The 23385-nt window shown below is 37.1% G+C and carries 18 protein-coding genes; 10 read left to right on the plus strand and 8 right to left on the minus strand.

Going from position 1 to position 23385, the window contains the following annotated elements:
• Window positions 1-227 precede the first annotated feature (227 nt).
• On the minus strand, window positions 228-1592 hold the full coding sequence (locus tag C8D70_RS07825; protein ID WP_110366947.1) for a hypothetical protein: 1365 nt from the start codon (window positions 1590-1592) through the stop codon (window positions 228-230).
• 404 nt (window positions 1593-1996) lie between these two features.
• On the opposite strand from C8D70_RS07825, the gene C8D70_RS07830 reads away from it, so the two are divergent.
• Window positions 1997-2467: a hypothetical protein gene (locus C8D70_RS07830; protein ID WP_110366948.1), complete on the plus strand. Its 471-nt coding sequence runs from the start codon at window positions 1997-1999 to the stop codon at window positions 2465-2467.
• Between the two features lie 153 nt (window positions 2468-2620).
• Here C8D70_RS07830 and C8D70_RS07835 read toward each other — a convergent pair whose 3' ends face one another.
• The 4 genes from C8D70_RS07835 to C8D70_RS07850 form a co-directional block, all read right to left on the minus strand.
• Window positions 2621-4291 (minus strand): lamin tail domain-containing protein, encoded by a 1671-nt coding sequence (locus tag C8D70_RS07835; RefSeq protein WP_110367017.1) that lies wholly within the window; start codon window positions 4289-4291, stop codon window positions 2621-2623.
• Window positions 4292-4660: 369 nt separating this feature from the next.
• A complete protein-coding gene (locus C8D70_RS07840) occupies window positions 4661-5122 on the minus strand; it encodes a MaoC family dehydratase (RefSeq protein ID WP_076595635.1) in 462 nt (153 codons plus the stop codon).
• Window positions 5123-5468: 346 nt separating this feature from the next.
• Window positions 5469-5663: a cold-shock protein gene (locus tag C8D70_RS07845; RefSeq protein ID WP_076595634.1), complete on the minus strand. Its 195-nt coding sequence runs from the start codon at window positions 5661-5663 to the stop codon at window positions 5469-5471.
• 55 nt (window positions 5664-5718) lie between these two features.
• The gene (locus C8D70_RS07850) at window positions 5719-6435 is read right to left on the minus strand and encodes a DEAD/DEAH box helicase (protein WP_228408004.1); all 717 of its coding nucleotides are present in this window, start codon (window positions 6433-6435) and stop codon (window positions 5719-5721) included.
• A 446-nt stretch (window positions 6436-6881) separates the two neighbouring features.
• Between C8D70_RS07850 and C8D70_RS07855 the strand changes: the two genes are divergently transcribed.
• From C8D70_RS07855 to C8D70_RS07865, 3 genes are all read left to right on the plus strand, one after another.
• Entirely contained in the window at window positions 6882-7829 is a 948-nt protein-coding gene (locus tag C8D70_RS07855) for a beta-1,6-N-acetylglucosaminyltransferase (RefSeq protein WP_110366950.1), read from the plus strand.
• A 110-nt stretch (window positions 7830-7939) separates the two neighbouring features.
• Entirely contained in the window at window positions 7940-9151 is a 1212-nt protein-coding gene (locus C8D70_RS07860; protein ID WP_110366951.1) for a winged helix-turn-helix domain-containing protein, read from the plus strand.
• A 330-nt stretch (window positions 9152-9481) separates the two neighbouring features.
• Window positions 9482-10513, plus strand: a complete 1032-nt coding sequence (locus C8D70_RS07865) for a hypothetical protein (RefSeq protein WP_146212863.1) — start codon at window positions 9482-9484, stop codon at window positions 10511-10513.
• A 257-nt stretch (window positions 10514-10770) separates the two neighbouring features.
• On the opposite strand, the gene C8D70_RS07870 is transcribed toward C8D70_RS07865, so the two are convergent.
• Window positions 10771-11817, minus strand: coding sequence for a helix-turn-helix domain-containing protein (locus C8D70_RS07870; protein WP_110366953.1), 1047 nt, complete (start codon window positions 11815-11817; stop codon window positions 10771-10773).
• A gap of 264 nt (window positions 11818-12081) precedes the next feature.
• On the opposite strand from C8D70_RS07870, the gene C8D70_RS07875 reads away from it, so the two are divergent.
• Entirely contained in the window at window positions 12082-12912 is an 831-nt protein-coding gene (locus C8D70_RS07875) for a hypothetical protein (protein WP_110366954.1), read from the plus strand.
• A 232-nt stretch (window positions 12913-13144) separates the two neighbouring features.
• Here the strand turns inward: C8D70_RS07875 and C8D70_RS07880 are convergent, their stop codons facing one another.
• Entirely contained in the window at window positions 13145-14653 is a 1509-nt protein-coding gene (locus C8D70_RS07880; protein ID WP_110366955.1) for an adenosine kinase, read from the minus strand.
• Between the two features lie 320 nt (window positions 14654-14973).
• Here C8D70_RS07880 and C8D70_RS07885 point away from each other — a divergent pair, with 320 nt between their 5' ends.
• The 5 genes from C8D70_RS07885 to C8D70_RS07905 all read left to right on the plus strand — a co-directional run bounded on the left by C8D70_RS07885 (window position 14974) and on the right by C8D70_RS07905 (window position 22725).
• A complete protein-coding gene (locus C8D70_RS07885) occupies window positions 14974-15408 on the plus strand; it encodes a hypothetical protein (protein WP_146212864.1) in 435 nt (144 codons plus the stop codon).
• Window positions 15409-15513: 105 nt separating this feature from the next.
• Window positions 15514-16599: an efflux RND transporter periplasmic adaptor subunit gene (locus C8D70_RS07890; RefSeq protein ID WP_110366957.1), complete on the plus strand. Its 1086-nt coding sequence runs from the start codon at window positions 15514-15516 to the stop codon at window positions 16597-16599.
• Between the two features lie 15 nt (window positions 16600-16614).
• Complete coding sequence (locus tag C8D70_RS07895) at window positions 16615-19776, plus strand: efflux RND transporter permease subunit (RefSeq protein ID WP_110366958.1); 3162 nt, start codon at window positions 16615-16617, stop codon at window positions 19774-19776.
• Window positions 19769-21238 (plus strand): TolC family protein, encoded by a 1470-nt coding sequence (locus C8D70_RS07900; RefSeq protein WP_110366959.1) that lies wholly within the window; start codon window positions 19769-19771, stop codon window positions 21236-21238. The genes C8D70_RS07895 and C8D70_RS07900 overlap by 8 nt, the downstream gene beginning before the upstream one ends.
• Before the next feature lie 968 nt (window positions 21239-22206).
• Window positions 22207-22725: a TonB-dependent receptor plug domain-containing protein gene (locus C8D70_RS07905; protein WP_228408006.1), complete on the plus strand. Its 519-nt coding sequence runs from the start codon at window positions 22207-22209 to the stop codon at window positions 22723-22725.
• 140 nt (window positions 22726-22865) lie between these two features.
• Here C8D70_RS07905 and C8D70_RS07910 read toward each other — a convergent pair whose 3' ends face one another.
• Window positions 22866-23378, minus strand: a complete 513-nt coding sequence (locus tag C8D70_RS07910) for a hypothetical protein (RefSeq protein WP_110366960.1) — start codon at window positions 23376-23378, stop codon at window positions 22866-22868.
• Window positions 23379-23385 lie beyond the last annotated feature (7 nt).

A 23385-nucleotide genomic window follows, 5' to 3' on the forward strand; every position in this document is an offset into this window, starting at 1 on the left:
AGGTGGGAACTGGACGTTATGAAGGTTCTCAGAATGCCCTGCTGCCTCACGAATCCTTTCATGTGGCTTTTACGATTACAAATCAAGCATTCTAAAAACAATAAAATATCCTTGTCAAGTTTTAAAACCTTGACAAGGATACCAAAACATAAGTCTCTTTGTCTGAAACACCTACCGGGCATGCAAAAACAGTTCTTTGTCTTTTTATATAAAATGATACTAACATATTATAAAGGTGTGTAAACAACAGACATAGTAGCTTCCATCTGTCTGTATGTACTACCTTTATCACATTGGCTGTATGCATGAAATTCTTCTCCTGCATTTAATATAAAAACAGCAGTAATATTGGTATATCCATTTCCTATATAATTAGATCCATAATGCTGGGTAAGTTTGTTTGCTGTAGTCCTTACCCCTACTGTTACTCCTCTGTAGTGGTTTTGTGCCAATGTCCCTTCAGGAACCTGGTCAAAGTGGGCTGTGATATTTATGGTGTATAATCCTGTCTTGACTGCCTTAAACGTGCCGTTATCAACTCTTGTCAGATAGGTATTATCAGAAAGACGGGTATTTTCAAACCACATGATGGCCGAGGAGCCATCTCCCGGTTTAGCGGAAGGACCTGTTCTTGTAGCAACCAAAACACTGGCCGGTGTTGTGATGTCTACTTTTTTAGCAACTCCGTTAGCATCCAACGCCATTAACATGTCCGTACTATTCAACATGGATGCCGGAACATCTCTGAATCTTACATTTCCGTCTACATCCAGCTTTTGCGTGGGAGACATTGCATAATTGGCATCGGAACGCCCTATTCCCATACTCCCGTTTTCGTTAATTACAACAGCGGGCCGGTCACTGGTAGAAAATGTAAGAGCTGAAGAATTGCTTGTCCCGTTTCCCCAGTAATTAGCTTTTATCCCTGCTAATGGAAAATTAGCTCCTGCAATCTTTCCATTAAAGGATAATTTTCCAAGCTCTGTTCCGGAAGATAAATTAGTGCTTCCTGTTCTTTCCAGATTAATCAACGGAGAACTATTGGTTGCTTGAACCTTCAGCTGATTACTGTTAGCGTTGTCGTTTTCTTTTATATGCAGGGCTGTATCAGGTAATTCAGTTCCTATCCCCACTCTTCCGTTGTCTTTAATAACGAAATCGGTGTTGGAAGATCTGGCGGCTCCGGTAGAGGCTGCTCCTAATTTTACCATTGTATTGGACGGATCATCAATGAAAGCATCTGTTGTAGGATCCCCAACGGTGACAGCTCCCGAGTTCAGTTTTTGCCAGCGGTTCAGGTTGCTGTCAAAATAAAAATACCCTGTGCTGGTAACCTCTGCTGTCTGCCCGCCGGGAGCTGTATCAGCAGCTGTTACATACACCATTGCCCCTTGCTGTTTTGGGGTATATGTCTTTTCTCTGAGTTGTGCTCCCGTAATTCTGGGAGCAATAATACCATCGAATACATTAGTAGAGGTGGGCTTACCTACTACATCCAGGCTGGCCTGAGGATTTGGTGTATTAACACCTATTTGCGAGAACACCTGAAGGCTAAGCATAAAGCCTCCAAGTAATAGAAATTTTTCTTTCATTATTTGATCATTTTGTTTTTATAAATGTAAGGAGATAAGAAATATACCAACAATATGCGCATACATCAAAAATGCATTTTTAACAAATTATTCATACATCAACAACTCATTTACCTACTACATATGTCATACGTAAGGGATATATTAAAAATATCTTTTCCTTTTGCTCTCAATATAAATATGAAAAAAATCTTTGTCAAAGCTTTAACCCATGACGAGGATAGCATATACATCTTTTTATCCAAAAGTTGTATTGTACTGGCAAAAACAGGACACTGTTTTTTACTTTAGCCCTACTAATATTTTGAGACTTTTTACGTCAGGAACAATGGAGAATATTCAAAAAAAACATCATCTTTCAAAAGAAAGTCCCAAATATTCCGTTTAATTCTTAAATTTGGCTTATGCGAAAGAATTTTTATTTCATCATTATATTATGTATGCTTACCAGTTGCTATACCTACCAGGTAAAAAAGCCAGTAGATCCGGCTGCCAACAATAATCAAGGTCCTAAAAAGAATACCGCTGTAGCTAATAATACTTCCCAGCAAATGATGGATACCAGCACTTCAGCTCCAATTCTGAGTGCACAGCCCGCCCCTGCTCCTATCAATGTTCAGGAAAAATTGGCTGCAGGTAAAAATGTCAGAATTGAAGTAGACAACAAAAGTTATAAAGTAATTGTTGACCGTTGGGAAGGAGACAGCCTGGTAGCACATCCTGTTCGAAATGCCAAAAAAAGTCTGAAGTTCCATAAGAACCAGATCAATAGCGAGAGAATTGCAGAAAAACGCTTTTCACAGCCCATTGCTGACATTCTTACTGTTACGGCTTATGCTGCTATTGGTGTCGGAATCTATCTTCTGGTCAAATAGTTTTTTAAAATATCCTATTCTTCAAAGTTTCCCTGGTTCGAACCAGTAAAAATTCTGAAAATTGACAGAATAAGAAGATCTTGAAATAAAATCCAACAAAATAGACTGTCTTGTTCAGACAGTCTATTTTTTACTACTTATTTTGTTGTTGGTTTATGGCCAGATCACTCCGGATTGTTTAGGGCTTGTCCATGGTTTTCCTGCAGCACTTGTTCCCGGATGGGCGGCAAGACATTCACTTACCCATGTGGCACCCACGGCGTGAGATTTTACTTTTTTTACGGAACAATAAGTAGTTCCGAAGTTATCTTTATACAGCTGATAGTTAGGATAAGCTCCTTTACTGACTAATTCTTCATCACTAATAAGTACAACGTCATCATTCACTTCTGCCGGATAATCCACAACCGCACCCAGAACCCATGCTATGGAATCTCTGTTGTTACCAGCCACCAGACTTGGCGGAGGACTGAGTGTAATTTTGATTGATGATTTTGAATGATCTACTGAGAAGGAAGAAGAATAAGTAGATTCTTTAACACTTGCCAGCGGAATTCCCAAGAAAGAAAGCGTAGCCGAAGAAGACTGTTCAAAGGTTTTCTGAATACTTTTATAATCTTCACCCGTTACCGTGATTTCTACAGTAGGATAATTGGAAATTGCTACTCCGTTCAGTAATCCGAAAGGCCCTTCTGGTCCGAATTTCATCCCCGGATCCGGAGAAAACTTATATCCTGAGATATGCTTTTCTTCCTCTTTGTCTCTGCTGTTGATCTGTGCTTTACGGATTGGGTCAAACCATGCCCAGTACATATTGCTGGCAATATTAAAGTCTTTTGGTCCAAAGTTCACAAGAGTAACCCCTGTAAACATCATTGATATTTTGATAGAGTTTTTGCTTATCGCAATATCTTCACTGAAATAATTGGCATTCCCTCCAATTCCCAGGGTAAAGAAATCAAAGATAGGAATAGAAAAACCCGTTTTCCCTTCTACGGAAACCCGGAAACGGCTTTCGGATTCACGGCTTACCTCCATGTCGATCTGAGCGGTCTGAGAAGTATTTTTAAGGCCGTTTAAAATTTCGTTGAGCGGAGTGGTCACCTCAAAAGCGGGTAAAACACTGTCGTCATTCAGGAGCAGTCCGCCGTTTTCTTTTTTAGGATTCTGTACATTCTTCAATGCTTTGGACAGGTAGCCATTATTCATTGTCACATTATTCTGTAAAGATATTGTGGCGCCCAACGCATCCAGATAATTGGCTAAGACAGGGAGAATAGGTTTACCGCTTGCCGGTGTCTTATTCAGTAACGCATCAAGGTTATCACTCTTCTGAATCTGGTACAAAGTAGTGGAAGGATTAGCCCATTCTGTAGCAATTTTATCCATAATGATATCAATAGGCTGCATGGTATCCGTAGCTGGAGGAAGCGTATTATAAGCCGCTACCCAGGCATTAAGTAAAGCCATTTGCTGATCTGTAGCCCTTGTATGGGCATCATTCAGTACAGCCGTATCTTCTACTGATAAGGAATAATTGACTTTTGAGAAAGCATCAATAAAGTAATTGGTAAATACCTGATCAAGCTGTACCGGCTCAGTATTGGCTCTAAGATTGGAAGAGATCCAGTCGTAAGTTTTTTTATTAAACTTCAGGTTAGACGGATCCTGCCAGTAATAAGGGAAATTTCCTTTTCCATTAATAGTGATTGCAGACAGGTCTGTACTTAAAACACTGGAAAGAATATCATTGGCTCTGTCTTTCAGTTCTGTAATAATTTGTGATGCTTCCACAAAGGGAGCAACATTTTCTGGATTTTTCATGATTAAAATATTTGATATGGTTCCTACTCTTTTCCTGGCTTTTCGGATGCTGCCGTTGTTCAGGGTTTTGAAGCTTCTTTTGAACATACCAAAGTAACGGCGAAAAAAGAGTGAATTTTAAGGTATAAATTTCCGATTTTGAAGCCCAGTATTTGTACTGGAGTTTACAGGCATTTGTACGTGTAAAGAACCATACATAATATTAACCATAAAAATCGGGGAAATCTGTGTCATCCGTTGGAAAAGAAAACCACAAAACCACAATCGTTTTTTACAAACAGGTCATATAAACTGAAAACATCATTATATTCAATGATGCTTTCAGTTTTAAGATGTTAAATATCAATAATTTGCCCAATAAAAAGCAAATCAATCTTTAAAGTGATAAAGGAAAATCACATCCCCTGTATAGGCGGGTTTTACATGGTCTTTAATTAGGAGTCTGGCCTCCACGACTGCTTTAACAGTACCTCTAAGATCAGTCACGGATTTTACGGTTGCCTGCAGTTTTACATCACTATTTACCGGAACTGCTTCTCCAAACTTAAGGTTTTCTATTCCGTAATTGATTTCCATTTTTACATTTCTCACATCTGCAATCTGTTTCCAGAGATAAGGAATCAAAGACACTGTTAAGTATCCATGAGCAATGGTTGAGTGAAAAGGACCTTCTCTCTCTGCTTTTTCCTGATCCGTATGTATCCATTGATGATCAAGGGTTGCATCTGCAAATCTATTGATCTGATCCTGACTTATTGTATGCCAGGCAGAATCTCCCAACATCTGTCCTTCAAGAGACTTATACTCATTAAAATTATTAATAATAATCATATCCTTTCTACACCCTTTTTAGGGATTAAAATATGTTCAGCTCAATCATCACTATAGTAAGTGGATATCAGGTCTGCATATTTATTTTCCGGGCTTCTGTCTTAATCTGTCAATATTCAGACCAATTGCCGTCTTCTTTTCTTAAATTCCTGAAAAACCTCTTACCTAAAAAGTAAGAGGCTTATGAACATAATGAAAATAAAAATAATCTACATTACATCAATGTTCTTTCAAACAAAGTATCCAGATACTGAAGTTTCATGGATTTTGAATGGAAAAAATATAAAAATATGAGACTAATATGACAATGAATGCTATTATAACATATTCGCAATTGAGGTTTTTATTATGTCAACTTTACGTTAACAGCATTTAACCCTTTATCGCTTTTTTGTACATCAAAAATTACTTTATCATTTTCACGGATCAATCTTGTGTTTAATCCTGAAGAATGTACAAATATATCTTTACTTCCGTCTGTTGGAGTAATAAAACCGAAGCCCTTTGCTTCATTGAAAAATTTTACGGTGCCTTCTTGCATTGTAATTATTATTAAAAAATTGTTTATTATGATCTGTAAACGCTACAGATTTTATTTATGATATTCCGGCAGGCATTGTGCTTCCCACCAGCGGTTGAATATTTTTAAGGTCCGGACGCTTCACCGTCTGCTGTATTGAAGAAGCCGGATTTGCAATAATCTCTACAGGATTATTCAGGATTGTTTTGGCAAAATATTTTAAACTTCCCGGCATTGTAGCAGAAAAAATCAGATTTTGTCTTCTATGAGAAACCAGATTCAATATTTTTTTTATATGATTAATGAATCCCATATCAAGCATTTTATCTGCATCATCTAAAACAAATAACTCAATTTTAGAAAGATCAATATGTCTCTGATTTTCTACATCAAGCAGTCCTCCAGGTGTTGCCACAAGAACATCGACTCTTTTTCTCAGTGCTGCAAGCTGGCTTCCAATGGAAACCCCTTCATAAATGGAAAGCTGGGATAATGGTAAATACTTGCTGTAGATTTTAAAATTCTCTTCTATCTGTATTGCCAGTTCCTGAGTTGGGGTAAGTATTAAAGTCCGTATTTCTTTATGATCCGGAGTTTGTCTTTTCAGCAGCTGTAAAATGGGCATAGCAAAGGCAGCTGTTTTCCCGGCACCTGTTTGTGCAGACGCTGCAATATCTCTTCCTGCTAAAATATGCGGAATTGCAGAATACTGTATCTCAGTAGGTCTGGAATATCCGGCTTCTGTTACTGCACGGATAATAGGATTAATTAGATTTAAATTTTTAAAATTCATTATAAATTCCGGTTTTTTTCCCGGTATTTTACAAACAAATCTGTTGATCAGAATTTGAATTGGTCTATTATAATGATAAACAAAAGAGTATTCTTTTCTGCTCATCTTTTTCTTGCCTCAGCTACAATAATATTCTTAAATATATTACTGATACCCGGCAATAACGCGTCGCTCTTATCTACAATAGAACTTTACAATCTCTTATTCTCTTTATGAAAACAAAGACTATAAATTGGTAGCTGAAAAAGCAAAACTGAAAGAAAAAAGTGATTTTAAACTATGACAGAATAGCAAAGGCAGTGACCTGTTTTATAAATGTTCTGCAAACCTACGATAAAAAAACCGAATACTACTTTATTTAATTAACTGATTATCAAAAATTTATTCGTACCTTCCGAAAATTAACCGAATTATTTGCTGACGCGGATGATTTTAAACTCCGGAATATGCAAGCTTCCCCCGCCATACCCAGCCCTTCTCCCCAAACATTAGAATCACATACAGGCCCTCATGTAAGAATTGCTTATTTCATCATGATACATCACAGACCTGAAATATTTAAAAAGATGTTTCAGAAGATCTATACAAGGGATCAGTTTTATCTTATTCATATTGATAAAAAAGCGAAACAAGATTTCATTGAAGAAATACAGCTTTATATCGTTCATTTTCCCAATGTCTATATTCTGGACAGTATGAATATAGTTTCGGGAGGCTTCAACATCGTTCAGGCAGAATTGAACGCTATGGAATTCCTCCTCAATGTTAGCAAAGAATGGGATTATTTTATTAATCTGAGCGGTGAAGATTATCCGCTGAAGTCACAAAATATTATCCGTAAATTTCTTACCGCCAATAAAGGCAGGAATTATCTTTTTTATTATGATCAGAAGTTTTACAGACCTGATACCCTGCAAAGAATACAAAATCACTTTACAGAATTGGCTTATGTAATCTCATCTCTCATCTACAAAAGATCTTTTATGAAAAATGTAATCCCTTATATAGGGGGCAAATGGTTCATTTTCACAAGAGAAACATGCTTATTTTTAACCAACAACAAAACGGTAATGGATTTTGAAGACTATTATCTTCATACTTTTTTACCTGCAGAATCATTTTTTCAGACGGTTCTTATGAATACATCATTCAGTGATATTATTATCAATGATGATAAAAGAGCGGTACTTGAGACCTCTCTCTTTCAAAATACACAGAATACATTCAACTACATTCAGTCTTTAAAATCCGGGAATCAGCTTTTCATAAGAAAGGTCAATAAAAAAACAGATGAAAGTATCACAAAATATATTGAAGACAGCTATCTCACTCCCCTTCCCTATGTGAATGAAATCGAAAGAGAACTGAAAAGAGATAACCGTCAAAACAACTGATTTTTTGAACAGCTTACCCAAGATACTTAAAACAGATACTCTTCAATGCTTTTCTGATAAATCATTATATTTGAACAAACGTCATCAAACCTGTTTTCTTCAAATTAAAAATGGAAAAGAAGCTGATACCGGAACACTTAAAGCTTGCTACATTAGACAGCCAGGGATTAACACAAAACACCCCTTTCGGAAGCGGAAAAAATGCGGTTCTTACTGCTTTGGAGCATCTCGGATATATACAAATTGATACTTTATCTATGGTAGAGCGGGCCCATCATCATACGTTATGGGTGAGAATCCCTGATTTTCAGGCAGATTATCTGGAAAAACTGGTAGAGGAACGTAAAGTATTTGAATACTGGTTTCATGCTGCTTCCTATCTTCCCATACAAGATTTCCGGTATGTTTTACCCCAAATGCTGACAATTAAAAGAGGTGGATCCCGTTACTACAATGCTGACCCCAAAGTGATGGAATACGTGACAGATACCATCCGTAATGAAGGGCCTAAAAGAGCAAGAGATTTTGAAAATGAAAGCCATAAAACAGGAAGCTGGTGGAATTGGAAACCTGCCAAACTAGCTCTTGAAAGACTTTTTATGCAGGGAGATCTGATGATCAGCGGACGCTCCGGAATGCAGAAAACTTATGATCTCGCTGAGAGAGTTCTGCCATCTTTCATTAACACTACAGAACCTACTCCTCTTGAGTTTGCAGAATATCTGGTAAAAACCAATCTGAGAGCGTATGGATTTACGACATTAAAACAGATTACCCATATCAGGACGGGAAATGATTTAAAGAATAACGTTAAGAAGGTTTTACAAACAATGCTAGAAGAAGGATTGATATCTCAGGGCAAAATAGAAGGATTGTCTTCCGTCTTTGTTCGGAACGATGTTCTTGACAAGACATTTGATCTTAAAGATTCCAATATCCGGCTGCTCTCTCCTTTTGACAACGCTATCATCCATCGGGATAGAATCAGACAGATTTTTGGTTTTGATTTCCGGCTGGAATGCTATACTCCAAAAGAAAAAAGGCAGTACGGCTATTTCTGTCTGCCTATCCTGTTTGGAGATCAGTTTATAGGAAGGGTAGACTGTAAAGCTCACAGAAAAGAAAAAAAGCTGGAGCTTATTCATTTACATATTGAAAACCATACTCTAGACGTAGAGTTATGGCTGAACCCTTTCATAGAAACAGTAAAACGTTTTGCCGTTTTCAATAACTGTGAATCTTTGATTCTGACAAAAATAAGTCCGTCAAAGTTGAGTATCCCTGTAAAAAAAGAATTGTCAGGATTAAAGTTTAAAAAGTAGGTAAGATTTCTTAAAAGACAAATCGCACTAATCACTTCAATAAGTGACCTGTTGTATGGTCAAAATAATCCGCAGCTGAAAAGATCAGCTACGGATTTGTTTTTTTAACATTGTTAATTAACTGAAAACAGGACATCCACTCTTAGCTGTAAATAAAACACTGCTTCAGTAAACAGGACATTAACAAATGAAAATCAGAATCATATAAAACACAATTACTATTATTAACCGAATTTATAAATCCGCTTATATATATTTTTTCACATAATAAATTATAATTTAAATTGCATTTAGAAAGTATTTATAGTAACCCTTTAAAATAATTCTGAAATGAAAAAAAATTTAACTGTGCTGAATATATTATTTTGCAGCATGCTTTTCTCCCAGGTAGGTATTAATACAAACACTCCTAAATCTACTCTAGATGTGGTTGGAAAACCATCTGACCCTTCCATATTTGATGGAATTATTGCTCCAAGAATTACAGGAGCTGATCTTAAAACAAAAACATACACTGCACAACAAACCGGAGCGCTGGTATATGTTACAGCAGCTGACCCTTCCCCTTCAGGACAAACAGTGGATGTTGTTTCTTTGGGGTATTATTATTTTAATGGTGATGTTACCATCAATAAATGGATCAAAATCGCAGCCGGCCCATTCGATCAGACCAATGATGAATGGACCAATGTTCCTTCAGGCAGTAAAATTGAAATAGGGAAACTTTCAGACGGCACAACATCCAGACCTGCGGGCACTGAATTTATAGTGGCAGATAATGGGAGAACCAGTATCGGCTCCGCTGACAACAGTGCAATGGTTACCATCAATACAGTAAATACCAATTCGATTCTTAAACTGATCGGGCTGAGCAATAGCAATAACAAAACAGCTTCATCCATCAATTACAATAGAACGCTCCCCTTGCATGCTGACAATAATGGAAACATCTTTTCCAAGTTCAGTATAACGTCAGGCAGCACTAACGCACTCACTTTTGATGGTAATTATACAAGTACCCCTACTGCTCAGACCTTAGTAACGACTAACCAGGGATCAATTGTAAAATTCACCGTTCATTCAGGATTTGCATTTGGTGTTCCAGGCTCTGGTGCTGTAGTGTATGGTGAAGTTGTATGGTCTCCTACTAATAAATTCCAATGCAGGTATTATGGATCGGCACCAGGAACAGGAACCAACAACCTTACTGTAAGCGGTGAAGGTACAGATATTCTTACTTTTGATTTTGATCTTGGTGTAGACTTTATTCTTGAAAAAACAGCTGCAGGTATTACCTACAGAAATACAAGTCCATCCACCAATATAGGCTTTAGTATTTACGACAGCTTCAGATCACGATAAACAGCATATAAAATATTTTTGATAGTCCGTATATCAACCTAAGGCTTCGGCAGGATCAGTCTTACATTACTAAAAATCAAGCATTTAGTGTTAGAATTATCACACTGAGTTTGTCGAAGTGTATATTCTAAATCTTTGATTTTCAGATTAAACCACATATTAGGCTATTTGCGGATATTCAAAAAAATCTTAAATAAAAGAGGTCTTAAATTTTTCAATTTAAGACCTCTTTTATTGGTAAGCGTGATCTGAATATTTTATTCTGCGGAATTTATAACTTTCATTTCTTCTATCGGATCAGGCATCTCCCTTTTAAGTAGAGAATTGATGAATTCTGATGGAGTCATATTTTCAAACTGTTTAAATGTTTTATTAAATGTAGACTGATGTCTGAAACCGGCTGAAGTATAAATATACATCAGGGTGTACCGGTTATAATTATTATCTTTTTTCAATTCTTCTTTAATATAATTGATCCTGTAGCTATTTACAAAAGTTTTAAAATTCATTCCCGTATTGATATTGATAGCTCTGGAAATATAGGTTGTATTCGTATTAAGGCTCTCTGCAAGGTCCTGAGCCAAAAAATCAGGGTCTTTCCACGGCTCGCTTTTAAAATGATCAATAATCTGTTCATACAGTGCTGTATAAGTTTCATTTATAGCAGCTGTATAATCTTCCTCATCTAAAGTAGTATCATTTTTATGCATAATACTACTATTCCTCAAATAAATTTTAACCTTTTCATTTGAAATCAGAATATTATAATAGAGAAGAAATATTCCTATAATAAAAAAGGTAGAAATAATTTTTATTGTCCCTACATAAGCACTATAATGAACCTGCAGAACATCGGGATAATAAGGATCCGGGAGTGAGACTATAGTCAAAAAGGACAACATTATAGTAACAATGCAGTATATAACTGTCTTGAAACTATAAAAATTATAAATTCCAAAAGGAATTAAAAGAATAAATACAGAAACCTCAGGAGTATTTTTTAAGAAAGCAAAAATCAGAATGTTCAAAAGGGTTATATGAACCACAATATAGTAGGTAATCAGATATCTGAGAATAAAATAATCCAGTTTATAAACTACCACAGTGACCAATATAAGAAAAAGTGTAAAGCTGAACATCACCATCGCAATATTGGTATTTCCTTCAAAATAGAAGAAAGTTTCATGAATGAGTAATACGGTTACTAATATTAAATTATAATGAAGAATATATCTTTTGAAAAGATTATTCAGGGAAGACATATTGTGATCTTCATTTTCTTTGATACCATTTAATTTCATCATGAGTATAACGCTTATGTTTTATACTAAATTAATCATTTTTCAACCTATAATAAATTATTCATAGAATATTTTCATAAATCAACTTAATTAAGTTACTAATATATAGAAATTTACTTTAATTCAAACACCTTTATAAACATTATCAATTTATCATATTCAGTTTATTATTCCGTCTATATTTGCGCAGACAATAAGTTTGTGAATACAAGTATTAATCGTTCATAATAACCATTATCGTTAAACACACAAAAAAAAGTCAAAAAAATGAAAAAAAAGATTTTACTGCAGATGGCACTGTATTTTACATGCACAACTTTATTTGCACAGGTAGGAATTAATACATCTACTCCATTGGAAGCATTCCATATTGATGCAGCAAAAGATAACCCTTCATCAGGTAGTCCGACATCTACGCAGCAAGCCAATGATTTTGTTATGACCGCCAACGGATCTGTAGGAATAGGGACTATTTCACCTGATTCTTCTGCAAAGCTTGATATAAGCACATCCAGCCAGGGATTTCTTCCTCCAAGAGTAGATCTTACTTCCTACACAATGGATCTGGACGGCATAAGCGGCCAGGCAACCGGTCTTCTTGTCTACAATATAGGGACAAATCTCTCGCCCGGATATTATTACTGGGACGGAACAGGATGGAGAAGGTTCAGTCTAGGAGCGGGAATTACTCAAAATATTACCTTTGTTACCGGAAGCAGGACCTCTTCCAATCCGTATATTGTACAGGATAGTGATTATTATGTTTTTATAAGACTTTCCGGTACCATCTCAGGGCCTACCAATTCCGGATCTGCTCCGGATTTTATCAATACGAATTATAATATTCAGTTACCGAATCCTGAGCTTTTCCCCGGGCGTGAACTTTATCTGATTAATGATTCCGATGGTGCAAACGGAACAGCTTCAGGGTTACATGCATATACCAATTATCCTATTTACGGAACATATATCAACGGGATAAGTAATAACTATACAACAGGTAACGGAGGCGATTACCGAATACAAGAGAACTATCCTAAAGTAAAAATAGTAAGTGACGGCGTTAGGTGGATCGCTGTACAGGTTACTATTGTATAATAAGATCAAAATAAAGACGGTCCAATAAGCTTTTGTTCCTGTATTCCTTATATAAGATATCTTAAAGAAGTATTTTTTTATACCCCACAGCTTCAAAAACACAAATGTCTATATATAGTCCGGGATAATATTGATCCCGGACTGATTTTATGCAAAGTTAAGACCGGATTCAACTGTCAGGAGACTTCTGAATGTCTTTGAAAACCGGATACTGCTTTTACCAAAATGATAATTAATTTAATTGCAGATTTGCTTTCTGAACAAAGTCATTCCATTGCAGATTCAGGTAATCAACAGCTTTCTTTTTCTCATTATCATTCAAAGAAGAATAAGTAATGGAATTGAAGACCAGCTTCTTCAGGGCTTTCACATCCAGTTCCCAATAGACCAGTGTAACCCAAAAATCATAGCTCAAACCTATATATCCATACACTGATGGATCATCACTGTTGATGGAACATTGTACTCCATTACTTAATAATACTCTTGCCGGATGATTTCTCAGATCACTTACATATCCTAAGATCTGATTACTGAGTGGGCTTACTTCCACCAGTTTATTTTGTTTTCTGACCTGTTCCATTGTTTTTGGGAAGTAAATCAGATTCAGTCCGTGGCCAATTCTTTTATTGTTCAGCAGCACTACATCCAGAATATTTTTATTCAGAATAGAATTGCTTTCGCCGGCATGAAGGAAAAGAGGCAGTTCCACTTTGTACTTTTTACTAAGTCCGCTCATTTTGGCCCAGCTTTTCTCAAAAAAACTGATATTATGCCCAGCTGCTTCATCTGCCACAAGATCAAAGCCTGAGATCATATCCGGAAATTCTTTCTTCATTTCGAATGCCGTTTCCAGCTGTTTTTCAATACTTTCATTATCTAAGAATTTAAAGCTTGAATAGATCAGTTTCAGAGTAAACCGGGGATCTGATTGGTGTACTTCTTTAAGAATGTCCTGCAGATCTGTGATGGAAGTTTTCAAAGGATACTTTCCATGCTGAAAATCATAAAGCTCATCAAAAATATATCTGATTTCTACATGCTGTACTTTATCTTTTACTAAATCCTGAAATCCTTTCAGATAATATTCTTTAAAGAAAGGACGGTAGGGAAGCAGTAAACTGATACGCTTAAAACGTTTTTCAAATTCAATCCAATAATCTGTATAAGAGCAAAGGTTATCACGTTTCAGCGTAAGAAGATCCTGAAGTTCTTTTTCAAAATCAGGATTTGAAGTGAGTTTTTTATCAAGGTTTACAAATCCGTCCGGAATTTTTCCTTTTTCAAAAAATCCCAGCTGTCCGGAAATAAACTGATCATTATCTTTCTGATCGTAAACATAGCATTCCTGGTATTTTCTGGCTGTTGAAATAATCCATTTCACATCTGTAATTCCACCGCTGTGGGTATGGAGCAGACCTCCTTTCGGCATTGTCTGAAGGATTTCAAACAGCTTGCTGCTTTCTATTAATGGTTTTAACTCATTAAAAGAGCTGTTATATAAAGATATTTTCTTTGCTTTGGAATCACTCAGAAACTGTTCACGAAGCTGGAATAGTTTTTTATCCAAAGCGATTTCCGCATCGGACAATTTTATATCAGCATCAAACGCCATTGCTGCATTTTCTGTCTCTGACAGCGTCAGGCTTTGCTGATAAGCAGATTTTTCAGTCACTTTACTTTGGCCCCAGAATAAGGGTGCCCCAAAAAGTGATATATAAATAAGGTATTTTTTCATCATAATAAATATAAATATTGGAGGATTTTTTTGTACTATCGGTTATGCTTTAACCTTTAAAAGTAGCTTTTTACAGCAAAAATTGTGCAAAATAAAGCTAATTCAAAAAAAGATTAATTTTTATATTGAAAAACTTTACAATATTCACTTTCCTTATATGTTACGGGTCTATCTTCTTCCTAGTCAAAAAGGAAAATCAGGGAAACAGATCTATTTTTTAGTCAACAAACTACTTTTAACACTTTTTTAATCTTCAACGGTTGCACTTATTTTGAAGTTTACCTACCTTTGTCACTGGGATGCGGAAAAGATTTTATCAATATTTGTACAGTTTGTTATTTGCTATGCTTACCATTGTAGGATGGTATTACGGGCAAATTCAACAGTATATTTCAACGGATATTCCTTCCGATATTCATTTTACCACTGATCTTCTTATTCATAAGAAAAAGAGCTTCAAAGAATCTTTTGCATTTCTTAAAAATAATGAAGCCAATGATACTTACAATGTCAGCCATCCGCGATACAACAAAATCAGAGCTAATCTTTCTGAAAATGACAATGAAAATGACGACAATGTAGAAACCTCAGGTTCTACCCAGCTTCTTGCCCTTTTTAAAGATGGTTTATGGCATCTCATTTCAGGCTTTGTCACTACATTTCACAACAGACAAATTGCTGTTTCTCTTGCTCAATCAGAACATTTAAAAACCTTAGACGATGATCTGTACATCCAGTACAGGGTCATCCGACTGTGATTTTATACTAATTTTTTCGAAAATCTTATCTGCTTTCATACTCTGCTATGAGAGCCGGTAACTCTATTTTTTCAATTATAAATTATTATAAAAACAATATTTATCATGGTCAAGAAAAGTCTCATGTATATCAACTTGTGCCTTATTCTCCTGTTTGTAGGCTGTCAATCTGAAAAAAAGGAAAAAACAGAAGCAGCTTCATTCAACATTACAAGCCCTCTTATAAAAGATACATTGGTGAACAAAGATTATGTTGCGCAAATCCGTTCCATTAATCATATTGAGCTTCGAGCTCAGGAAAAAGGATACATCCAGTCTATTTATGCAGATGAAGGACAGTTTGTACAAAAAGGACAGCTGCTGTTCAAAATCATGCCCAATCTTTATGAATCTGATGTAAACCGTGCCAAAGCGGAAACCAAATACGCAGAAATTGAATATCAGAATACCAAAAACCTTTCCGACAAAAACATCGTTGCTCCCCAGGAAATGGCTATGGCCAAAGCAAGATATGAAAAAGCCCAGGCCGAGCTTTCTTCAATGAATACCCATTTGAGATTCACAGAAATCCGTGCTCCGTTTGCCGGAATTGTAGGAAAATTACATGTGCGTAAAGGAAGCCTTGTAGATGAAGGTGAATTGGTAACTGAACTTTCAGACAACAGCAAAATGTGGGTATACTTCAATGTTCCTGAAGCTGAATATCTTAATCAGATGGATGCGAAAAAAGATAACAACCCATTGCATGTACGTTTAAGAATGGCCAATGGCAAAGAGTTTACCCAAGATGGTATCGTACAGACCATAGAGTCTGATTTTGACAATGAAACAGGAAATATCGCTTACAGGGCTACTTTCCCGAATCCAAAAGGACTGTTAAGATATGGAGAAACCGGAAACATTGTTATTACTTCCCCTTATGCCAATGCAATGATGATTCCACAGAAAGCTACTTTCGAAGAGCTGGAAAAGAAATATGTCTATGTGATTGGTAAAGATGGCAAAGTACATGCAAGAGAAATAAAAGTAGCTGCCGAATTACCTCACATTTATGTAGTTTCTTCAGGACTTGGAAAGGATGACAGAATCCTGCTTGAGGGTCTTAGAATGGTTCAGGAAAACCAGAAGATCAGCTCAAAGTACCAAAGGCCTGAAAAAGTAATGTCGAATCTGGATCTGTACGCCGAGTAACCCAAAAGCAGCATTATGTTTAAAAAAGTAATACACCGACCGGTTTTCGCCATTGTGATATCGGTTGTGATCCTGTTTATGGGAGGTATCGCCATGAAGCAGCTTCCTACAGAACAGTTTCCAAAAATTGCCCCAACCACAGTAGCTGTTTCTATTGCCTATCCGGGAGCGAGTGCAGATGTATTGGTAAAATCTTCTTTGATTACGATTGAAAATGCTATCAATGGAGTTCAGGGAATGCGTTACATCACTACTGATGCCACCAGTGCCGGAGAAGCTACGGTAAACGTTGTCTTTGATCCCGGAACCGATCCCAATGAAGCGGTGGTTCTGGTAAAAACCAGAGTAGATCAGGTAATGCCTTTATTACCGGAACTTGTACAGAAAGAAGGAGTTGTGGTAAACCCAATTCAGCCGAGTATGCTGATGTATGTAAACCTTTACAGTACAAATAAAAGTATGGATGAAAAATTCCTCTACAACTACTCTATGGTGAATATCATCCCGGAAATTAACCGTATCCACGGGATTGCAAAATCTCAGATTCTGGGAAGCCGTAGATATGCCATGCGTATCTGGCTGAACCCTGACCGTATGCGTGCTTACTCTATTTCTGTAGATGAGGTGATGAAAGCCATTGGCGAACAGAGCATCATCGGACGTCCGGGAAGGATCGGGCAAAGTTCAGGAATTGCAGCACAGTCACTGGAATATGTATTGACGTATAAAGGACAATATAATAAACCGGAAGAATATGAAAACATCATTGTCCGTTCCAATGCTGAAGGAGAAAATGTGAAGCTGAAAGATATTGCCAAAGTAGAGCTTGGAAGTGAATTCTTTGATATTTATTCCAATCTTGACGGCCACCCTTCCGCATCTATCGTTTTAAAACAGAATTACGGAAGTAATGCCAATGATGTAATCAGGGATGTGAAAGCAAAACTGGCAGAAATGAAAGGAAACTTCCCTCCGGGTGTTGATTACAAAATCAGTTATGACGTTTCACAATTTCTGGATGCTTCTATTGAACAGGTAATGCACACGTTGAGAGATGCATTTATCCTTGTAGCCATCGTTGTTTTCATTTTCCTTGGAGACTGGCGTTCTACTTTGATTCCTATTATTGCCGTACCGGTTTCTTTGATCGGAACTTTCTTTGTCATTCAGTTCTTCGGATTAACCATCAATTTGGTTACTCTTTTCGCATTGGTATTGGCCATCGGTATTGTGGTTGATAACGCGATTGTAGTAATAGAAGCCGTTCACGCCAAAATGGAAGACAGTAATATTTCGCCTTACAAAGCCGTAAAAGAAGTAATGGGTGAAATTGCAGGTGCTATTATTGCTATTACGGCCGTGATGGTAGCTGTGTTCATTCCTATTTCATTCATGACGGGTCCGGTGGGAACTTTCTATCGCCAGTTTTCGATTACTATGGCAAGCTCTATTGTGATTTCAGCGGTAGTAGCACTTACACTGACTCCGGTTTTGGCTGCGATGTTACTGAAAAACCATCATGGAAAGCCGAAAAAAACAAATATTTTCACCAAAGCTTTAGACTCTTTTAACAGCGGGTTTGATAAAATAACAGGAAAATACGCTTCATTCCTCAGAAAAATCGTAAGCCGAAAGGTGGTAACATGGGGAATTCTGATTGCTTTCTGTGCCGGAATTGTGATGATCAATAAAGTACTTCCGGGCGGATTTATCCCGAATGAAGACCAGGGAACCATCTATGCCATTATCCAGACCCCTCCGGGTTCTACACTGGAGCAAACCAATAAAGTTTCCCGAACATTACAGAAGATCTGTATGGGAGTAGATGGTGTGGAATCTGTATCATCATTGGCAGGATACGAAATTATGACGGAAGGACGTGGATCGAATGCAGGAACGTGTCTGATCAACCTTAAAAGCTGGAACGACCGTGATCATTCTGTAAAGGAAATTATGGAAGAGCTGGAAGAAAAATCAAAAGACCTCGGAGCTACCATTGAGTTCTTTGAACCGCCGGCGGTTCCGGGGTTCGGATCTTCGGGAGGTTTCTCTATGAGGCTTCTTGACCTTAACAGAACGACTGATTATCAGGAATTTGACAAAGCCAATAAAGATTTCATCGCCCAGCTTAAAAAGCGTAAGGAACTTTCAGGAGTCTTCACCTTCTTTGCGGCTAATTATCCACAGTATGAACTGGTTTTTGATAATAATGCAGCGATGCAGAAAGGAGTTTCTATCGGAAAAGCGATGGACAACCTCAACATTCTGATCGGTAGTACCTATGAACAGGGCTTTATCCGTTTCGGACAGTTCTTTAAAGTATATGTACAGTCGTCTCCGGAATTCAGAAGACTTCCTACGGATATTATGAATCTGTATGTGAAAAATGACCGTGATGAAATGGTTCCTTATTCCGCATTCATGACCATGAAAAAGACTCAGGGACCTAACGAAATTACGCGTTACAACATGTACAATTCCGCAGCAATCCGTGGACTTCCGGCTGCAGGGTATACTACTGCTGATGCTATTCAGGCTATCAACGAAACGGCTGTCAAAACACTTCCTCACGGATACAAAGTGGCATGGGAAGGATTGTCTTATGACGAGGCACAGCGTGGTAATGAAGCCATCTATGTATTCCTTGTTGTTCTGGTATTTGTATATCTGGTTCTGGCCGCTCAGTATGAAAGTTTTCTTATTCCGTTTGCTGTACTTTGTTCACTTCCGGTGGGAGTATTCGGGTCTTTCTTATTATTAAAAGCTATGGGTCTGGAAAATGACATCTATGCACAGGTTGGATTGATCATGATTATCGGATTACTGGGTAAAAACGCGGTACTTATTGTAGAATTTGCCGTAAAAAGGCGTCAGGCAGGAGATTCTATTCTTGAAGCTGCCGTAGAAGGCTCAAAAGCCCGTTTCAGACCGATCCTGATGACTTCTTTTGCCTTTATTGCAGGATTGGTTCCGCTTGTTTTTGCAAGAGGTGCCGGAGCGATCGGAAACCATACCATTGGAGCATCCTCACTTGGAGGAATGCTGATAGGAACGCTATTCGGAGTGATTGTAATTCCGGGGCTCTACTACATATTTGCCAAATGGTCTGATGGTAAAAAAATGATCAAAGACGAAGATGAATCTCCATTAAGCGAAGACATGATCCATTATGAATAAAAGAAAAATATATCAATATACAGGTCTGGCAGTCATCTTATTAAGTCTTACTGCCTGTAAACCTATCGAAATCGTACAGCATACTGAAAATAAAACAGTCCCTGAAAAATACGGTTCTGCAGAAAACGACACCATCAATACAGGAAAAATGAAGTGGAATGAATACTTCAGTGATCCTCATCTTCAGGAGCTGATTAGTCAGGCCCTTCAGAATAACCAGGAACTGAATATTGTTCTTCAGGAAATTGAAATGTCTAAAAATGAAATCAAAGCCAAAAAAGGAGAATATCTTCCATCTGTAGGTTTAAAAGCCGGAGCTGGTGTAGACAAAGTAAGCCGATACACCAATATCGGGGCTATGGAAGCCAATACAGAAATAGAACCGGGCAGAGAAATGCCTGAACCTTTGTTTGACTTTGGCGTTGGCGCTCAGGCACAGTGGGAAACCGATATCTGGGGAAAGCTTCATAATGCCACAAGAGCACAGGTACAGCGGTATCTTGCCAGTATTGAAGGAAAGAACTTTATGACAACTCATCTTATTTCTGAGATTGCCGATTCTTATTATGAACTGTTGGCGCTGGATAATGAGCTTGTGATTCTGAATCAGAATATCAAAATTCAAAATGATGCGCTGGATATCATCAAAGAGTTAAAAAAGAATGCCAGATCCAATGAATTAGCTGTGCAGAGATTTGAAGCTCAGGTACTGAAAACTCAGGGCATGCAGTATGACATCCGGCAGAAGATTGTTGAAACTGAGAATAAGATCAACTATCTGGTGGGAAGATTTCCTCAACCAGTAGAAAGAAGTCAGGATTCTTTTGATTCTGTTGTTCCGCAAGCAGTGTATGGAGGAATTCCTTCCGAACTATTGGAAAACCGTCCGGATATCAAACAGGCTGAATATGAACTGGCTGCTGCCAAGCTTGACATTAAAGCAGCCAAAGCAAGGTTCTACCCTTCTCTTGATCTTTCTGCAGGAGTCGGATTACAGGCTTTTAATCCGTTGTATATCATCAAACCTCAGTCGTTTCTGTTTTCTCTTGCGGGAGAACTTACCGCTCCTCTGATCAACAGAAGAGCGATTAAAGCGGCTTATAATAATGCCAATGCCAAACAGATTCAGGCAGTGTATCATTATGAGCAGACTGTTTTGGGAGCTTATATTGAGGTAGCGAACCAGTTATCTAAAATTCATAATCTGGAAAGCAGTGTGAATATCAAAACGAAAGAAGTGAATGCTTTAACCAGGTCTATTGATATTTCCAACGATCTGTTCAAATATGCCCGTGCTGATTATATGGAAGTTTTACTGACTCAGCGGGATGCGCTGGAATCCAGATTTGAGCTGGTAGAAAAGAAAGTGAACCAACTTAAAGCGAGTGTTGCTGTTTACAGAGCTTTAGGTGGCGGCTGGGACCAGACACCTTTGGAAGTTCCGGATATTAAGAAAGAATAAATCCATATTTTAATCTTGTTTTCATAAGAAGTTTACCGAAAGGTAGGCTTCTTTTTTTAGGTTTTGGCTGAAGCCTGATGAATTTTTTAATCTTCGGTAAACGGGCTAAAGCCCGTTCCTATTGAATATTTTCATTTTTCCCACAGATTACACAGATCAACACAGATGTTTGAGTATATTTCTTTCATTCATAATTCATAATTCATAATTCTATTCTAGCCCTGATAGCAGCGGTTACCCCGCAACAAGCGTTGAGGTCTTCGGCTAAGCTGAGGGTGACAGCCAGGCGTGAGGAGTATGAGCGGATAGCAGGATAAAGCTTCTAATGCTCATTTTCATTGAATACAGCTATAAAATAAACAAAAAGTCTACAAAATAAATAGACTTATGATTTTAATTTTAATTCACCTTTGAAAATTAACTTTTTTATTATTTTTAAGATTTTCAAAACAGCAAGCAACAGATTAAAAATCAAATATTTACGATTTAATAATTTAATTAAAACCAATTAACCTACTAATTTAGTAGACTAATATGATTTATCTCATACTCTCCTTTTACAGGGGTTTGTCAATTATTAAATAATTTTGACCCAGTTAAAAAAATCATAAACTTTATTCTCATGAATAAGAATACCTTTAATTCTTACCTATGCACCATTACGGCGGCAGCTCCTGCACAGCAAAATTGTTGTGGAATGCCTGCCCTTTCACAGCACAACTGTATTTCTCAAGACATGTGCTCTGATATGATGGGCATGATGATGATGTGCTAACTTTTTAAGAGATACATTCATTACTGTAGGAATTAAAGCCAAAAAGTTCAAGGCTTCTTTCATCCGGGTACATCTCCTGTAAATTTTACTTTTCTATTTTGTAAAACCTCCCTGAAAAAGGAGGCGGAAAGTCACACTTTTTACCGGGAGATCAGCAGTAATACACAATTCAGTTTAAACCTAGATTAATATAATGAAAAAGAAACAATGCAAGCTTGGTGTATTGGCCTTACTGTTATTCGCGGAATATGGTTTTGCACAAAGTAAAGACAGCCTTTCCAAGGAAACTTCCATCAAAGAAGTAGTGGTGGTAGCCTTTGGAAAACAGAAAAAAGAAGAGATTACAGGATCTGTACAATCATTGAAGGCTAAAGATCTTTCTAATCTTCAAAACGGAAATATTCTTCAGGGAATTGGAGGAAAAGTGGCGGGAGTACAGGTAATTTCTTCCGGCCAGCCAGGTTCTCAGCCTACGATCAGAATGAGAGGAATAGGCTCTATCAACGCCTCCAGCGACCCGCTGATTGTACTGGATGGAATTCCGTACAGCGGAAACCTGAACAGTATTGCGGCATCAGACATTGAAAGTATTTCTTTTCTTGAGGATGCCTCTTCGAATGCTTTGTATGGTTCAAGAGGAGCCAATGGAGTGATTATTGTGAACACCAAAAGAGGAAAAAGTAAAGGGACGCAAAGTTTTTCTAAATTTTGAGTATAATTTTAAGGCGCAAAAAAAGTCAAAAATTTTTAGCAAGAGAATGTTTAAAATTTTCTCATGATTTCAACAATTTTTGCATAAAGATCTGCTTAATTTGCAAAATCTGTGAGAGATAAAAGAAATCAACAGATTCTTTATTTTATAATAATGTCAGACTTATAATTGTCTTTCACCAGCTCGCCATTTTTATACAGTCTCTGGTTAATCACCTTCCCTTTTTCATTAAAATAAAGCCATAAAGCATTTTTTCTTCCCAGAGAATCTATTCGTCCTATTTCCTTCGGCATTTTATTGTTATGAAGAATCTGAATCGGAAATAATCCTTTTAGATCCTTTAATGAATCCATTTTTTCAGGGATCAACTCAGATTCCTCCCCGATTTTGAAAATATATTTTTTTCTTTGATTACTCTTTAAAATCAGCTCATCACCTGATATTTCATATTTCCCTTCTGAGAAAGGTGCTGTTACAATTTGATCATAGCTTATATGTTCTGTCTTTAAAAATTCAAAGGTTCCGTCTTTTATATAAAGTGAATAGGTTCCATTTCCAGATTCCAGTTCAGCATATTTAGGATATTCTTTATCTTTTTTGCAGGATATAACAGACAAAAGAAGGATGAGAAGACTAATGGTTTTTATTTTCATGGGAAAC

The organism is Chryseobacterium sp. CBTAP 102 (genome assembly GCF_003201365.1).
In the GTDB taxonomy this organism is placed as follows: domain Bacteria; phylum Bacteroidota; class Bacteroidia; order Flavobacteriales; family Weeksellaceae; genus Chryseobacterium; species Chryseobacterium candidae.

Bases quoted from the DNA above. Each gene is read 5' to 3' on its own strand.
- C8D70_RS07875 (WP_110366954.1), top strand. From the start codon at position 12,082: ATGAAAAAAAAGATTTTACTGCAGATGGCACTGTATTTTACATGCACA.
- C8D70_RS07855 (WP_110366950.1), top strand. From the start codon at position 6,882: ATGCAAGCTTCCCCCGCCATACCCAGCCCTTCTCCCCAAACATTAGAA.
- C8D70_RS07895 (WP_110366958.1), top strand. From the start codon at position 16,615: ATGTTTAAAAAAGTAATACACCGACCGGTTTTCGCCATTGTGATATCG.
- C8D70_RS07910 (WP_110366960.1), bottom strand. From the start codon at position 23,378: ATGAAAATAAAAACCATTAGTCTTCTCATCCTTCTTTTGTCTGTTATA.
- C8D70_RS07845 (WP_076595634.1), bottom strand. From the start codon at position 5,663: ATGCAAGAAGGCACCGTAAAATTTTTCAATGAAGCAAAGGGCTTCGGT.
- C8D70_RS07880 (WP_110366955.1), bottom strand. From the start codon at position 14,653: ATGATGAAAAAATACCTTATTTATATATCACTTTTTGGGGCACCCTTA.
- C8D70_RS07870 (WP_110366953.1), bottom strand. From the start codon at position 11,817: ATGATGAAATTAAATGGTATCAAAGAAAATGAAGATCACAATATGTCT.
- C8D70_RS07905 (WP_228408006.1), top strand. From the start codon at position 22,207: ATGAAAAAGAAACAATGCAAGCTTGGTGTATTGGCCTTACTGTTATTC.
- C8D70_RS07830 (WP_110366948.1), top strand. From the start codon at position 1,997: ATGCGAAAGAATTTTTATTTCATCATTATATTATGTATGCTTACCAGT.
- C8D70_RS07860 (WP_110366951.1), top strand. From the start codon at position 7,940: ATGGAAAAGAAGCTGATACCGGAACACTTAAAGCTTGCTACATTAGAC.
- C8D70_RS07840 (WP_076595635.1), bottom strand. From the start codon at position 5,122: ATGATTATTATTAATAATTTTAATGAGTATAAGTCTCTTGAAGGACAG.
- C8D70_RS07825 (WP_110366947.1), bottom strand. From the start codon at position 1,592: ATGAAAGAAAAATTTCTATTACTTGGAGGCTTTATGCTTAGCCTTCAG.
- C8D70_RS07865 (WP_146212863.1), top strand. From the start codon at position 9,482: ATGAAAAAAAATTTAACTGTGCTGAATATATTATTTTGCAGCATGCTT.
- C8D70_RS07850 (WP_228408004.1), bottom strand. From the start codon at position 6,435: ATGAATTTTAAAAATTTAAATCTAATTAATCCTATTATCCGTGCAGTA.
- C8D70_RS07835 (WP_110367017.1), bottom strand. From the start codon at position 4,291: ATGAAAAATCCAGAAAATGTTGCTCCCTTTGTGGAAGCATCACAAATT.
- C8D70_RS07900 (WP_110366959.1), top strand. From the start codon at position 19,769: ATGAATAAAAGAAAAATATATCAATATACAGGTCTGGCAGTCATCTTA.
- C8D70_RS07890 (WP_110366957.1), top strand. From the start codon at position 15,514: ATGGTCAAGAAAAGTCTCATGTATATCAACTTGTGCCTTATTCTCCTG.